14 protein-coding genes are annotated in these 14735 nt (G+C 66.5%); 2 read left to right on the top strand and 12 right to left on the bottom strand.

The window, feature by feature from the left end; genetic code table 11:
- Positions 1–42 precede the first annotated feature (42 nt).
- From AQ610_RS15590 to AQ610_RS15560, 7 genes are all read right to left on the bottom strand, one after another.
- Positions 43–729: an HAD family hydrolase gene (locus AQ610_RS15590; RefSeq protein ID WP_006024608.1), complete on the bottom strand. Its 687-nt coding sequence runs from the start codon at positions 727–729 to the stop codon at positions 43–45.
- 135 nt (positions 730–864) lie between these two features.
- Positions 865–1743 (bottom strand): DMT family transporter, encoded by an 879-nt coding sequence (locus AQ610_RS15585; RefSeq protein WP_009911293.1) that lies wholly within the window; start codon positions 1741–1743, stop codon positions 865–867.
- Between the two features lie 73 nt (positions 1744–1816).
- Complete coding sequence (locus AQ610_RS15580; protein WP_006024610.1) at positions 1817–3037, bottom strand: ATP-grasp domain-containing protein; 1221 nt, start codon at positions 3035–3037, stop codon at positions 1817–1819.
- Between the two features lie 76 nt (positions 3038–3113).
- Positions 3114–4646: an asparagine synthase (glutamine-hydrolyzing) gene (gene asnB, locus AQ610_RS15575; RefSeq protein ID WP_006024611.1), complete on the bottom strand. Its 1533-nt coding sequence runs from the start codon at positions 4644–4646 to the stop codon at positions 3114–3116.
- A gap of 43 nt (positions 4647–4689) precedes the next feature.
- Positions 4690–6045, bottom strand: coding sequence for a 3-phosphoshikimate 1-carboxyvinyltransferase (gene aroA / locus AQ610_RS15570; protein ID WP_006024612.1), 1356 nt, complete (start codon positions 6043–6045; stop codon positions 4690–4692).
- Between the two features lie 39 nt (positions 6046–6084).
- Positions 6085–7392: a carboxyvinyltransferase gene (locus tag AQ610_RS15565; RefSeq protein WP_006024613.1), complete on the bottom strand. Its 1308-nt coding sequence runs from the start codon at positions 7390–7392 to the stop codon at positions 6085–6087.
- A 20-nt stretch (positions 7393–7412) separates the two neighbouring features.
- Positions 7413–7820 (bottom strand): RidA family protein, encoded by a 408-nt coding sequence (locus AQ610_RS15560; RefSeq protein ID WP_006024614.1) that lies wholly within the window; start codon positions 7818–7820, stop codon positions 7413–7415.
- 183 nt (positions 7821–8003) lie between these two features.
- Here AQ610_RS15560 and AQ610_RS33790 point away from each other — a divergent pair, with 183 nt between their 5' ends.
- Positions 8004–8408 carry a hypothetical protein gene (locus AQ610_RS33790; RefSeq protein ID WP_231748929.1) on the top strand — a complete coding sequence of 135 codons (405 nt, stop codon included), beginning with the start codon at positions 8004–8006 and terminating at the stop codon, positions 8406–8408.
- Between the two features lie 283 nt (positions 8409–8691).
- On the opposite strand, the gene AQ610_RS15550 is transcribed toward AQ610_RS33790, so the two are convergent.
- The 3 genes from AQ610_RS15550 to glpD all read right to left on the bottom strand — a co-directional run bounded on the left by AQ610_RS15550 (position 8692) and on the right by glpD (position 12667).
- The gene (locus AQ610_RS15550) at positions 8692–9408 is read right to left on the bottom strand and encodes an MIP/aquaporin family protein (RefSeq protein WP_006024617.1); all 717 of its coding nucleotides are present in this window, start codon (positions 9406–9408) and stop codon (positions 8692–8694) included.
- A 111-nt stretch (positions 9409–9519) separates the two neighbouring features.
- On the bottom strand, positions 9520–11022 hold the full coding sequence (glpK, locus tag AQ610_RS15545) for a glycerol kinase GlpK (protein WP_009911296.1): 1503 nt from the start codon (positions 11020–11022) through the stop codon (positions 9520–9522).
- Positions 11023–11134: 112 nt separating this feature from the next.
- A complete protein-coding gene (gene glpD, locus AQ610_RS15540) occupies positions 11135–12667 on the bottom strand; it encodes a glycerol-3-phosphate dehydrogenase (protein WP_006024619.1) in 1533 nt (510 codons plus the stop codon).
- Positions 12668–12834: 167 nt separating this feature from the next.
- On the opposite strand from glpD, the gene AQ610_RS15535 reads away from it, so the two are divergent.
- A complete protein-coding gene (locus AQ610_RS15535; RefSeq protein WP_006024620.1) occupies positions 12835–13206 on the top strand; it encodes a hypothetical protein in 372 nt (123 codons plus the stop codon).
- A 66-nt stretch (positions 13207–13272) separates the two neighbouring features.
- Here the strand turns inward: AQ610_RS15535 and AQ610_RS15530 are convergent, their stop codons facing one another.
- Both AQ610_RS15530 and AQ610_RS15525 read right to left on the bottom strand, forming a co-directional pair.
- Complete coding sequence (locus AQ610_RS15530; protein ID WP_009911297.1) at positions 13273–13470, bottom strand: phage tail assembly chaperone; 198 nt, start codon at positions 13468–13470, stop codon at positions 13273–13275.
- Between the two features lie 319 nt (positions 13471–13789).
- A complete protein-coding gene (locus AQ610_RS15525; protein ID WP_009911299.1) occupies positions 13790–14569 on the bottom strand; it encodes a DeoR/GlpR family DNA-binding transcription regulator in 780 nt (259 codons plus the stop codon).
- Positions 14570–14735: the final 166 nt, after the last annotated feature.

Here is a 14735-nt window from a genome sequence, read left to right as displayed (position 1 = left end):
GCGGCGCGCGAGCCGCGCCGCACGCGAAGCGGCTCCGCCCGGCTACGACTGCGCGTCGCCGAATTCGCCGCGCACGCCCGCCTCGACGAGCGCGGGCAGCTCGTCCATCGAGCGCATGATCCGTGTGACGCCCATCTTGCGCAGCGCATCCTCATAGCCGCCGGGGATGTGGCTCGCGCCGACGAACGCGATCGTCTTCATGCCGGCCGCGCGCGCCGCGTTCAGCCCCGATACGCTGTCCTCGACGACGACGCAGCGCGCCGGCTCGACGCCGAGCGTGCGCGCCGCGTGCAGATACACGTCCGGATAGGGCTTCGGCCGCGCGACCTGCTCGGCGCTGAACACGCGCTCGCCGAACACGTCGGTGAGCGCCGCGCGCTTGAGCGAGTTGCGCACGCGTTCGAGCCGGCTGTTCGACACGACGGCGGCGGGCAGCGCGATTCTTGTCAGCGCGTCGCGCACGCCCGCGATCGGCGCGAGCCATTGCGCGAGTCCGATCTCGATGTTGTGCTCGATCGTATCGAGGAAATCCGCCGGCATCGCGATGCCGTGGCGCGCTTCGAGACCCGCGAGGAAGCGCGATGTCTGCTGGCCGAACGCGGCTTTCGCGTCGGCCGCGAAATCGATCGCGGGGAACGTGGCCGACAGCGTGTCGAACAGCACGCGATCGGCGATCACTTCGCTGTCGACGAGCACGCCGTCGCAGTCGCAAATGAGGTGGTCGAGCATAGGGACAACAAAAAGGGTGAGGCGACGAAGCGCCATGATACGTGCTTTGCCGGCGGCGGGCGCGGTTTGTCGAAGGCGGCGGGGGCAGGGGCCGCGCGGCGTGCGGTGCGGCGCGCTCGTTCGCGCGCGCCGCCGCTACGCCGCTACGCCCGCCGCGAGCGCTTGCGGCGTGATCTTCAGCATCACGACGCCGGCGATGATCGTCGCGATGCCCACCCATTGCAGCGCGCTCGGCCGCTCGCCGCGCACGAAGAAGCCGAGCAGCGCCGTGACGCCGCTCGCGAGCGAGCTCAATACGGTGACGATCGCGACGTGTCCCGTCGTCGAGCCGTATGCGAGCGAGAAGAAGCCGACGAGGCTGAACACGCTGATCGACAGGATCAGCAGGACGATCGAGCCGGGCGGCGCGGACAGGTTGCGCGCGCGGGCGAGCGCCGCGAACAGGATCACGACGGCCGTCAGGTAATAGATCCACAGCGCGCTGACGACGCCCAGGCTCTTGACCGCGAACGCGCCCTGCAGCCAGAAGCCGAGCCCGAACATCGCGGCCGACAGCAGCGCGAAGCCGATCGACGCGGGCGATTCCGTCTTGCCGTCCGCCGACTTCGAGATGCTCGCGAGGCTCGCGCCGACGATGCAGAGCGCGAGGCCCGCGATCGCGAATTGCGTGATCGACTGGCCGGTCGCGAGCGACAGGATCGTCGTCACCGCGCCGTACAGCGACACGATCGGCGCGACGACCGACGCCTTGCCGATCGCGAGCGCCCTGAGCAGCGCGGCCATCGCGATCAGGTTGCAGACGGCCGCGAGGATGCCGACGCCGAAGCCCGCGTCGATCGTCGCGATGCGCAGCGAAGACGGATGCAGCGCGAGCGACGCGGTGAGGATCAGGAACCCGAACGACTGGCTGTAGAACAGCGACTTCGTGACGCCGACGCGTCGCGCCGCGTGTCCCGCGAGAAAATCGGTGCTGCCCCAGCATAGTGCCGACAGCAAGCCCATCAGAATCGCCATGTCGTTCCCTCGTCTGTCTATCGTGTGTCTTTCCATCTTCCATCGTCGTGCCGGCGCTTGCGCGTCGCGCGGCTCAGCCGAGCTCGACGCGCACGGCGTCGGCGAGCGCGCGCGCGTGGCGCATCGCTTCGTCGCAGGTTCGGCCGTGCGCGAGCACGTAGCCGATCACCGAGCCGAAATTCCTAGATGCGCACGTCGATTCGAGCGGCAGCTTCCGGAAGCCGCTCGCGACGTAATGCGCATTGCCCGGCGCGAACGTCACGTCGCGCACGACGCCCGCCGCCGGCGCGAACACGAACGCGTCCGCGACGAAGTCGTAGCGAGCGGGCTCTCGCGGCGCGACGGGCCGATCGATTCCGCAGACGAAATCTATCAGATGCCCGACCATGTCGATACCCGTCGTCAGCGCGATCTGCCTGACGGCGCGCGCGCCCGCGATCCGCAGGTTGATCTCGACGAGCACCGGCCCGGCTTCCGCGAGGATGAATTCGACGTTCAGCGCGCCGCCCGCGAGGCCGAGCAGGTTCACCCAGTCGACGATCTCGTCCGCGATCGCTTCTTTGTCGACGGCGGGCAGATCGGACGGATGCGAGATGCCCGTCATGCACAGGCTGTCGTGCGGCGACACGAAGATCCGGTTGATCCCGAGCACGTGCCAGCGGCCGCCGTTGTGCAGCAGCTCCGCGCCGTAGAAGGGCCCTTCGACGAAGGCTTCGGCGAGGAACTCGCGGTGCCGGGTGCCGAGCATCGACACGCCCTCGCCCGAGCGGAAGCGCTCGACGGCGGCGCGATAGTCGGCCTCGTTCGTGCACAGGCTGACGCCGTAAGCGCCCGCGTCGCGCAGCGGCTTGAGCACGCATGGAAAGCCGATGTCGGGGCGCGGCGCGAAGCGGTCGGCCGACAGCACCTGGTATCCCGGCTGCCGGTAGCCGTGCTCTCGCAGCTTGTCGCGCACGCGCGCCTTGCCGTATGCGTTGCGCAGCCCGGCCAGCGACGGATGCGGCAGACCGAGCACGTCGGCGAGCTCCGACGCCGGAATCATCACGTCGTCGTAGCAGCCGAGCACGGCGCCCACCGGCAGCCGCAACGCGTCGATGCGCTCGCGCATCGCGCCGGCGTCGCGCGTGTCGACGTGATGGACCGCGTCGAAGAGATTCAGATCGAGGTCGTCGAACAGCACCTTGTTCCTCGCGTGCATCGACGTGAACAGCACGGGCGCGTAGCCGAGCGAACGGATGTAGCCGATGCCCGCGCATTCGATCGGGCGGGCTTCGACGAACAGAAAGGTCTTCATGGGCATTCCCCGGGCGGGCGCGACGGCGCGGCCGCCGCCGCGACGCGGGCGGCGCGCGGTTCGCCGCGCCCGTGCGTCACGAGATGAAGTTGAAATATCCGGATTCCGAAAAATCCTTGCCGGCCTGCTTGAACCGCTGCGTCGGAAACGGGAAGTTACAGTCCAGATACTTCTGCGCGAAGAAGAGCGCCGAGCGGTCGGACAGCCCGATTTCGCCGAGCCGTCTCGCCGCGTCGGTGGGCGGGGCGTCGCCGAGACTGTCGATGTGATCGATGATGACGTTCTTCACGCCGCTGCCGTCTGGCATCCGGATTTTCGGGCGATCGATGATGTAGTCCGGCAGCACGTCGCGGAACGCCTCGCGCAGGATGTGCTTCTCGACGCCGCGGTGCAGCTTGTAGGAAAAGTCGAGGCTCAGCACGTAATCGATCAGCTCGGCGTCCATGAACGGCACCCGCGCCTCGACCGTGTTGCGCATGCTCGCGCGATCGACGCGCTGCAGATCGGTCCGGTGCAGGTTGTTGAGCCGATAGAGCGACAGCGCGCCGGGCTGCGCGTGGGTCTTGAAGAGATCGTAGCCGCCGAAGATCTCGTCGCTGCCCTCGCCGCAGAGCGCCACCTTGAAGCCGAGCTTGTTCGCGATGTAGTAGCCGAAATGCGCGATCGTCGAATCGATTGCGTCGATCTTCTCGAAGAATTCGCCGTAATAGACCGCGTCGTCGATGTTCTCGAGCAGGTCCTGCTTCGTGAACGTGTAGATCACGTGGCGAATGCCGTGCTCGGCGCAGTAGCGGTGCGCGATCTCGATGTCGTTCGAGCCGGGCAGGCCGAACGAGATCGCGGTCACGTCCGGATGATGGCGATGCGCGAGCTGCAGCACGATCGCGCTGTCGATGCCGCCGCTGAACATCACGCAGATCGGCAGGTCCGTGTCGACGCGGCGCCGCACCGAATTCTCAAGCAGCGCGCGCACGCGCGCCTTCGCTTCGTCGAAGCTGTCGCGGCTCACCGGATGGCTGTTGTCGTACGACACGTACCTGATCGTTTCCTGGCCGTCGAACAGCGTGCCGGGCGCGAGCGTTTCGATCCGCGCGTTCACGTGCGTGAGCGCCTTGAGCTCCGACGCGACGTGCCAGACGCCGTCGCGCTGCGCGTAATAGAGCGGCTTGATGCCGACGTGGTCGCGCCCGATCAGGAATCTACCGTTCAGGTTGTCGAACAGCACGAAGCTGAACATGCCGTCGAGCTTCGTCGCGAACGACGGGCCGTACTCGAGGTACGCGCGCAGCAGCACTTCGGCGTCGCCCGCGTGGCTGAAGCGGTGGCCGCGCGCGGCGAGCTCGTCGCGCAGTTCCTTGTAGTTGTAGATTTGCCCGTTGAGCACGACGTGCAGGTCGCGCTCGTGATCGGACACCGGCTGGCGTGCATGGTCGCGCTCGACGATCGCGAGGCGGTTCGTCGCCAGTCCGAAGCGTTCGCGAATCAGATTCTCGTTGAAGCGCGACGCGTCTCCGCGGTGCGCGATCTTCGACATCAACGCGGTCAGCGAACGCTCGATGCCGTCGACCGCCGCGCGCTGCGTGCTGAAAATTGCCCCAATTCCGCACATGTCTTTTCTCTCTCGTGAGTGGATTCGATGGCGCGGCCGGCGCTCACGCGCGCGCCGCGGCGACGTTCGGATAGATCAGCTCGTCGACGTTCGCGCCGATCGAGCCGATGTCGGCGAAGTAGTCGGGATACGTCTGTCCGACGTGATGCGGCTCCTTGATCAGCACCGGATGCTCGCAGTGCAGGCCGATCGTCGTGAGCGCCATGATGAGCCCGTGGTCGTAGTGGCCGTCGACGACCGCGCCGCCGCGGTAGCCGCGCGGATTGCCGTGGATGATCAACTGATCGAGCTTCTCCTCGGAGCGCACGCCGAGCTTGTCGAGCTCGCGGCGGAAATCCGAGATGCGGTCCGATTCCTTGTAGCGGATGTGCTCGATGTTGTAGAACGTGCTCGTGCCGTCAGCGAATGCAGCGCGGCCGGCGAGCGCGGGCACCGCGTCCGGCGCGAGCGAGCCGTCGAAGTCCTGCGCGCGGATCGACGCGCCGCCGCGGATGCGGATCCGGTTGCCGGGCAGCTCGTCGATCAGCGTGCCGGTGTCGGTCAGATAGCGGATCACCGCGCCGCTGCCGAGCTCTTCCTCGAAGAAGCCGTTGAGCGTGACGTCCGACGCGAGCGAGCCGCACAGCGCGAGGATCGCGGCCGTGCTCGCCGGGTCCGCGCCGACCGTGAATTCGGACGGCTCGAAGCGGTGGCGGCCCGGCACGAAGAAGCGGCGAAAGGGCGCGTCGTACTCGACGGCGACGCCCGCGTGCGCGAGATTGTTGATCGTCGTGTGCACCATCGACGGCGCGGTGATGTGATCGACCACGTCGATCTCGAGATCGCGCTCGCCGATCGCGCCGAGATAGAGCAGGCCGCTCAGGAACTGCGAGCTCTTCTTGCACGACACTTCGGTATGCCTGCCGAGCTCGCGCGTCGAGCGGATGCTGATCGGCAGCCGGGCCTCGGGGCCGACCGCTTCGCATTCGACGTTCAGCCGGCGCAGCGCGGCGACCATCTCCGCCTGCGAGCGCACGCCGAGCGAATAGCGGTATTGCGTGACGAACTCGGTGTCCGGCAGGTAGCCCGCGACGCCCATCAGCAGGCGCAGCACGACGCCGGAGTTGCCCGGATCGAAGACGATCTTGCGATCGACGTGCACCACGTCGACGCCCTTGACGACCGTCGTGTCGCCCTCGCTCGAGAACGACGCGCCGAGCCGCTCGCAGTTGTGCTTCATCGCGTTCGAGTTGAAGCCCGTCGCGACGTTGCGGATCGTGCTGATGCCGGGCGTGAGCGCCGCGGTCAGGAGCGCGCGCGTCGACGAGCTCTTCGACGCGGGAAGGTCGATGGTGCCGCTCAGCGTCGAAGTGTTCTTCACTTCGACGAACGACGGCTGGAGACGATCGCTGGTGGTCATGGCTACTCCGTAATCGTGAATGGGCGAGGGGCCGGCCGGCTAGGCGATTTCGGCGCCCAACGTCCTCAGGGTGTCGATGAATCGGGGAAATCCGTCGTCGAGCTTGTCGGTGTCGCGGACGACCGATTTGCGCCGCGCGCCGAGCGCCGCGACGATGTTCGCCGCGCAGATCCGGTGATCGCGATAGCTCGGCAGCTCGGCGCCGCCTTGCAGCGGGCCGTCGCTCATCACGTCGATCTTGTCGAAGCGGCCGACGTCGTTGAACACGAGCGCGCTGCGTCCGCCCATCGCGCGAAGGTTCTCGTTGATCACGAACGCGCGCTGGCACTTGTGGTTGTTGATGCCGTCGACGCCGCCGAAGCGGATCGAATCGCCGAGATTCGATGCGGCCGCGATGATGTTCGTCGCGGCAGACGGCAGCTCGTGCAGCGACAGCTCGCGCGGCGCGCGCCGCGCGGCGCGGTCCCGCTCGCATTCGATCCGCAGCGTATGGCGGACGTCGTCGCGGGTGAGCCGGATGCCGAGTGCGCGATAGACGTCGAACAGCGCCTCTTCGTTGAGCGTATCGCCCGGCCGGTAATTCGCGATGTCGATCGCGCTCGGCGCGCCGACGCTCAGCGCGGCGGACGCGAGATAGCTGAGCGACGTGAAATCGGTCGGGATGCCGATGACGATGTCGTCGGCGCGATACTCGCCGGCTACCAGCCTGCCCGGCGCGCGAACCACGGTGCCGTGCAGCAGCGACATCGCCTTGATCGTCATGTCGATGTAGCCGGCCTGGCTGCCGTCATCGGCGACGCGCAGCGTCCGCTCGGCCGAGAACGGCGCGACGAACAGCGCGAACGAGATGAACTGCGTGCTTTTGCGCGTCGTGAGCGCAAGGCGCTCCGGATGCGGTTGGCGCGAGATCGTGACGAGATTGCCCGCTTGGCGGCGTGCGTCGATGCCGAGATGCGAGAAGAAGCTGTCGTCGAACACGCTGTCGCGGCTGAACAGCGAATCGTTGCAGCGGATCGTGACGGGCCTGTCCGACAGCGAGGCGAGCGCCGCGCTCATCCTGAAGAGCATGCCGGAGCCGGCCGCGTCGATCGTGCCGCTCGCCTCGACGTCGCCGCCGACGCCGCGCAGCGTGAGCGACGTGTCGCCGCGCTCGACGACGGTGAGGCCGAACTGTCGCAGCGCGGCGAATTGCAACTCGGTCTCCGCGCACCACGATACGTTCTCGATCCGCGTCGTTCTGCCGTTCAGGAGCGCGAGCAGCAGCGCGCGCTGAACGTGCGGCTTCGAAGCGGGAAGCGTCGCGGCGCCCTTGAGTGCGCCGCTCGGGTAGACGGTTGCGTGGCTCATGGCTGCCTCGTATCGGAAAGTCAGTCGCCGACGATCGCCGTCGCGGTGATCTCGACGTAATGCCGGGGCTCGACGAGCGACTTCACCGCGACCGTCGTGTTGACCGGGCGGATGTCGCGAAAGCGCTCGCTGAACGCGCGGCAGTAGTCGTCGAAGTGCTCGAAGCCCGTCAGGTGCGTGACCGTGCTGACGACGTCGCTCAGTTCGGCGCCGAGCTCGTTCAGGTACTTTTCGATCTTGTCGATGATGAACGCGGTCTGCTCGTACGCGTCGTTGCCGATCACGGCGGCGCTGCCGTCCGACGCGACGCAGCCCGCGATGTATACGTGATTGCCGACCCGCTTGCCGCGGGCGTAGCCCATCTTGTCCTCCCAGAAGGAGGGGCTGAAGACGGTTTTCCGGAATTCGCTCGTATCGATGGTGGACATGGTTTTTGCTCGCAAATGAATGGCGTGGAAACAGGAATGGATGGGCGCGATATCGCGTGATTGAGTGAGTCGAGGTGACTAATGGCCTCCTTTGACGATTTTCCGAATGTCAGGCTTGTGCGGCGCGTGAGTTGAATCATTGAGGACGAGCGCCGCCTTCCCGCGTATCGAAGCGGGCCTTGAATGAAACCGGCGGCCGATTCGCCGTGCCGCAACACGGTCAGCCGTTCGCGTTCACGCGAACAGCACGGCGAAGCCAGGCGAAATCGACGGGATCAGGATGGTGGCAGGCTGGCGCGCCGGGACGCGGCGCGCGTGCGCGCGGCGGGCGGCGCGATTGCGAGGGCCGGCTCGCGTGGCGAGCCGAGGGGACGGCAAATCACATTCGATGCAACGGGTCTTGCGATCATGGCAATCCTTCTGGATAGGGGTTACCGGGTCATCGCGAACACTGGAATCGATGCGACACTGATTTTGTCCGGGCCGATTCACGCCGGCCTGCGCAAATCGATCGACGTGCGCAGGCCGGAAATATTGGTATCGATTGGTTTGCTGATTATTTTGATGGCGGGGGATCAGTTCAATTAGGGAAATTGACAACTGATAAAAATGCCAGGATTAACTTTACTTCAGATGGATTTTGTATATTTGATTTGGCGACATAATATTCGGATTGGGCGACATAAAACTCTTTTTTATAAGAATGAAATTGAATGTCAAATCGGGGCGAGGTCTTTGAAACGATTTCGAATCGTTTCGGCGCGGCGCGCACCGGAAACGAAAACCCCCTCGCGCGTCGCCGAGCGAGGGGGCCGGGGTGCCGCCGACTTGCGGCGGAAGGGTTGCGGCGCGGCGCGCGGCCGCGCGGCGTTCAGTGCGTCGTATGCAGATACAGGTACAGGTTCGCCGCGAGCACGCCGCCGAGGAGCGGCCCGAGCACCGGCACCCATGCATAGCGCCAGTCGCTGTCGCGCTTGCCGGGAATCGGCAGCAGCGCGTGCATGATGCGCGGAGACAGGTCGCGCGCGGGGCTCATCGCGTAGCCCGTCGGGCCGCCGAGCGAGATGCCGATGCCGAGCACGAGCAGGCCGACGGGCAGCGCGTCGAGCGCGCCGAGGCCGACTTGCGGCGACGCGAGATACAGCACGCCGAGGATCAGCACGAACGTGCAGATCGCCTCCGTCAGCACGTTGTGCGTGACGCTGCGGATCGCGGGCGCCGTGCAGAACACGGCGAGCTTCAGATCGGGATCGGCCTCCTTCGCGAAGTGCTGGCGATACGCGAGCCACACGAGGAACGCACCCGCCATGCCGCCCAGCATCTGCGACGCGATATAGCCGCCCACCTTCGCCCAGGCGAACTTGCCCGCGAGCGCGAGGCTGATCGTGACGATCGGATTCAGGTGCGCGCCGGAGAACGACGCGGTCACGTAGACCGCGACGAATACCGCCATCGCCCAACCCATCACGATGACGATGAGGTCCGCGCCTTTGCCTTTGGTCTTCGCGAGCAGCACGTTCGCAACGGCGCCGTTGCCGAGCAGCACGAGGAGAGCCGTGCCGATGAACTCCGCGATATATGGTGACATGATGTGTCTCTCTACCGGTATGGCGGGCTCGCGGCTTGCGTCGCGCGGCCCGCCTGATTGTTGTGAATGTGTCGTTGAAATGTGATCGATACGGATGCCGAACGAACGGGCTTACTGCGTGTCGTCCGCCCACGCCTTCGCCGCGCGCACCGCGCGCTGCCAGCCGGCGAGGCACGAGCCCACCTGTTCGCGCTGCATCGAAGGCGCGAAGCGGCGCTCGAGCTGCCATTGGCTGTGCAGCTCGTCGACGTTCTGCCAGTAGCCGATCGCGAGGCCAGCTAGATACGCGGCGCCGAGCGCGGTCGTCTCGGTGATGCGCGGGCGCACCGCGTCGACGCCGAGCAGGTCGGCCTGGAACTGCATCAGCAGATTGTTCGCGCTCGCGCCGCCGTCGACGCGCAGCTCGCCGATGCGGATGCCCGAGTCGGCTTCCATCGCCTTCAGCACGTCGAGCGACTGGTACGCGATCGAATCGAGCGCCGCGCGCGCGAGGTGCGCGGACGTCGTGCCGCGCGTGACGCCGAAGAGCGATCCGCGCGCGCGCGCGTTCCAGTGCGGCGCGCCGAGGCCGGCGAACGCCGGCACGAGATAGACGCCGTCCGTGTGCGGCACGCCGGCCGCGAGCGCCTCGATCTCCGCCGCGCTCTTGATGATCCCGAGCCCGTCGCGCAGCCATTGCACGACCGCGCCCGCGATGAAGATGCTGCCTTCGAGCGCGTAGTTGACCTTGCCGTCGACCTGCCATGCGATCGTCGTGACGAGGTTGTTCTGCGATTCGATCGGCGTCTCGCCGGTGTTCATCATCAGGAAGCAGCCGGTGCCGTAGGTGTTCTTCACCATGCCGGAGCTCGTGCACATCTGGCCGAAGAGCGCGGCCTGCTGGTCGCCCGCGATGCCGGCGAGCGGGATCTTCGATGCGAACACGGTCGTCTTCGTCGGCCCGTAGATCTCCGACGACGCGCGCACTTCCGGCAGCATGCTGCGCGGAATCTCGAGCGCGTCGAGGAGCTCGTCGTCCCAGTCGAGCGTGTGGATGTTGAAGAGCATCGTGCGCGACGCGTTCGTCACGTCGGTCACGTGCAGCTCGTGCTTCGTGAAGTTCCAGACGAGCCAGCTATCGACCGTGCCGAACGCGAGCTTGCCCTGGCGCGCCTTCTCGCGCGCGCCTTCGACGTTGTCGAGAATCCAGCGGATCTTGGTGGCCGAGAAATACGAATCGATCGGCAGGCCCGTCTTCGCGCGCACCTTCTCGCTCAGCCCCTGCGCCTTCAACTGGTCGCAGAAATCGGCGGTGCGGCGGTCCTGCCAGACGATCGCGTTGTAGATCGGATGACCCGTCTCGCGATCCCAGACGATCGTCGTCTCGCGCTGGTTCGTGATGCCGATCGCGGCGATCGCCGTGCCGTTCAGGCCGACGCGCGTGACGGCCTCGGCCGCGACGCCCGCCTGCGTCGACCAGATCTCCTGGGGATCGTGCTCGACCCAGCCTGGCTGCGGATAAATTTGCTCGAATTCCTTCTGCGCGATCGACACGATGTTGCCTTGTCGGTCGAACAACATGGCGCGGGAACTGGTCGTGCCCTGGTCGAGCGCCAGGATGTACTGATCCTGCATGTGTCTCATCTCCATCCGTACGTAGTTGTGATTGGCGCCGCGGGCGCGGCGCATTCCTGATGCTTCCCTGCCGTCGTGCGTCGCACGTCGTTGCCGGCGTCGTGCGCGCCGGTCAGTGCGCGGCGCTCGCCGCTTCGCGCGCGGCGCCGAACCAGGCGTCGAGCGCGGCCGTTACGTGCTCGAGCGTGCCCGGCGCGACATGCAGGCCGAGCTTCGAACGCCGCCACAGCACGTCGTCCGCGCAGCTCGCCCATTCGGCGTCGCGCAGATAACGCAATTCCGCTTCGTAGAGACCGGGCGCGAGCTCGGCGCCGAGCCCGGCGAGCGACTTCGCCTGGCCGATCACGCGCTCGGCGCGCGTGCCGTACGCGCGCGCATAGCGGCGCGCGAGCGCGGCGGGCAGCCACGGGTGGCGTTTCGCGAACGCTTCGGCAAACGGCGCGAAGCGCGCGTTCGCGATGTCGCCGCCCGGCAGCGGCACGCCCGCCGTCCATGCGCGGCGCGCCGCGCCGAGCGCGCCGCCCAGCATGTCGGTCGCCTCTTCGGCGAGCTTGCGGAACGTCGTGATCTTGCCGCCGAACACCGACAGGAGCGGCGCGCCATCGCCGCCGTCTAGCTCGAGGCGGTAGTCGCGCGTGACGGCGGACGGGTTGTCCGCGTTCTCGTCCTCGAGGAGCGGGCGCACGCCCGAATAGGTCCAGCACACGTCGGCGGGCGAGATCTTACGCTTGAAATAGCGATTGATCGACTCGCACAGGTAGCGCGTTTCGTCGCGGTCGATCGCGACGCGCGACGGATCGTCGCGGTACTCGACGTCGGTCGTGCCGATCAGCGTGAAGTCGTGCTCGTACGGAATCGCGAAGATGATCCGCTTGTCCGGATTCTGGAAGATGTACGCGTGGTCGTGATCGAACAGGCGCCGCGTGACGATGTGGCTGCCCTTCACGAGCCGCACGCTGTGCTGTGCGCCGCGGCCGAGCGCGCCGTGCAGCACTTCGCCGACCCACGGGCCCGCCGCGTTCGCGACCGCGCGGGCGCGCACGTCGAGCGTCGAGCCGTCGGCGCGCTGCAGCCTCGCATGCCATTGCCCGTCGCGGCGCTCGGCCGATACGAGCTTCGTGCGCGTGAGGATGCGCGCGCCGCGCTCCTGCGCGTCTAGCGCGTTCAGCACGACGAGCCGCGCGTCGTCGACCCAGCCGTCCGAGTAGACGAAGCCGCGCTTGATCGAATCGACGAGCGGCGCGCCCGCCGGATGACGGCGCATGTCGATGCCGCGTGAGCCGGGCAGCAGCTCGCGTTTCGCGAGATGGTCGTACAGGAAGAGGCCGATCCGGATGAGCCACGCGGGGCGCAGGTTCGGCATGTGCGGCATCACGAAGCGCAGCGGCCAGATGATGTGCGGCGCGGCGCGCAGCAGCGTCTCGCGCTCTTGCAGCGCCTTGCGCACGAGCCCGAATTCCTTGTACTCGAGGTAGCGCAGACCGCCGTGGATCAGCTTCGTGCTCGAAGACGACGTGTGCGACGCAAGGTCGTCCTGTTCGCAAAGGAGTACCGACAGGCCGCGGCCGGCCGCGTCGCGCGCGATGCCCGCGCCGTTGATTCCGCCGCCGACGACGAGCAGATCGTAACGATTCTGTTGAGTCACCCGCTGATCCTAACGTTCGTATGACAGAAAATGAGCGAACCAGAAATGTTCGTATTCGAAATTTAACGAACATAATCGAAAAAGTAAAGTTCGCTTTTGAGGGTCGGGTGGCGCCGCGCACGTTCCCGGACGATACTGGCGGCTGACCAACGAGCGAGGGGATACTGATGCGTACGATGATCGCGGCCGGCGCGCTCGCGCTGCTGGCCGGATGTGCGGGCGTACCGGCCGGATTCGGTAGCTGGGGCGGACCGTCGTTCGCGGAGCTGCAGCGCGGTTGCGGCGACGTGCGCGATTACGGGGACGACGCGCGGTCCGTCTATTCGGCGGTGTTCGATGCGTGGGTCGCGAAGCGCCACGGCAAGCTGACCGATGCGCGTTTCTGCGCGTTCGAAAACGAACTCGCGCAACGGCACGCGGTGCTCGGGACGAGCGCCGACCCGGCCAAGCGCGGCCGCTGGGTGAGCTATCTCAACGACGCGCGCGCACAGGCGCTCAGTTGGCGCGCGGCGGTGGACCCGTCGCTGCGCGGCGGTTGAAAGGCGGGAGAGGAGTGGGCCGCAAGGGCGCTGCCTGGCACGGGCCGCGCCCTTGCGCCCGGAACATCACGAATAGCGGAGCTTGATCGATCGCAGGGCCGCATCGCCGATTTCGGTGACGCAGTATTTCCTGCCGGAGCCGAGCGCTTCCAGCTTCACGAGTTGCTGCTCGAGCAACGCGTCGAGTTCGTCGCGGTCCATGTCGGCTTGGTCGGGCGCATCCTTCACAAGCAACAGCGTGGCGAATTCATGCGGACTTAGCATCGTTCTCTCCATGACAACCGTACTGTCCCGGGCGCAAATGTCCGGTCGAGTGACCCAGCAAGGGAAGGCGTGGGGGGAAAAGCCGCTGTCCCGGCCTTGGCGTTATTGACGTCGCCCCGGTTGCACGCGCGCGCGCAACCGCGCCGGGGATTTGGAGTGTAGTCAAGCGCGCCGGCATCTACAAATCGCACCCCGATAATTTTCTGATTGACATCAAGGAAATCCTCAGGCGGTTGCACCGATGCGGCAATTTCTTGATTTCACTTGAAGTTTTGGGTGCGACGCAGCATCACGCGGCGCCGTTCGCGCGGGTGGCCGCTCAGTCGGCGACGTAGACCTGCGTGCCCGCCTGCGCGATCGTCTCGGCCATCACGTCGGGCAGCGGCTTGTCGGTGAAGAGCGCGTGGACCTGACTCAGATGCCCCTGCCGCACGAGCGCCGGGCGGCCGAACTTCGAATGGTCGGTGACGAGATAGACGGTGCGCGCATGCTGGATGATCGCCTCGGCGACACGCACCTCGCGCGTGTCGAAATCGCGCAGCGTGCCGTCGCTTTCGATCGACGACGTGCCGATGATCGCGTAGTCGACCTTGAACTGGCGAATGAAGTCGATCGCGAGCTCGCCGACGATGCCCTTGTCCCACGGCCGCACGATGCCGCCCGTGATCAGCACCTCGCATTCCGGATAGCCGCTCATCATGCTCGCGACGTTCAGGTTGTTCGTGATCACGCGCAGGCCGCGATGCCGGTTCAGCGCGCGCGCGACTTCCTCGGTCGTCGTGCCGAGGTTGATGAAGAGGGACGCCTGATCGGGGATGTGCGACGCGGCGAGCGCCGCGATCCGGCGCTTCTCGTCGTGGAACATCCGCTGGCGCGCGGTGTACGACACGTTCTCCGAACTCGTCGGCAGGCTCGCGCCGCCGTGGTAGCGGCGCAGCAGGTTCAGGTCGGCGAGCCAGTTGACGTCGCGGCGAATCGTCTGCGGCGTCACGTTGAAATGGGCGGCGAGATCGTCGACAGTGACGAAGCCGTCGCGCTGCACCCATTCGAGCAATTCCTGTTGACGCGCATTCAGGGTGAGGCGGGGGTCTCGTGTCATGTTCGCGGATTTCGATTCGGCTCGGTGGGACGGGAAACGGGGACGGCCAATCCGCATTGTAAGGGCTGTTCGCGCCGGTCTCGGTCTAGACTCGATTCATGCTGTCCATGCATCGATTCATGTGACAAATGAATTTGTCGGGACCGCGCAATCGCGCTGGAATGTC

Source organism: Burkholderia humptydooensis, from assembly GCF_001513745.1.
In the GTDB taxonomy this organism is placed as follows: domain Bacteria; phylum Pseudomonadota; class Gammaproteobacteria; order Burkholderiales; family Burkholderiaceae; genus Burkholderia; species Burkholderia humptydooensis.
Note: the sequence above shows the minus strand (reverse complement) of the source record. Positions and strands in the feature narration are given on the sequence as shown.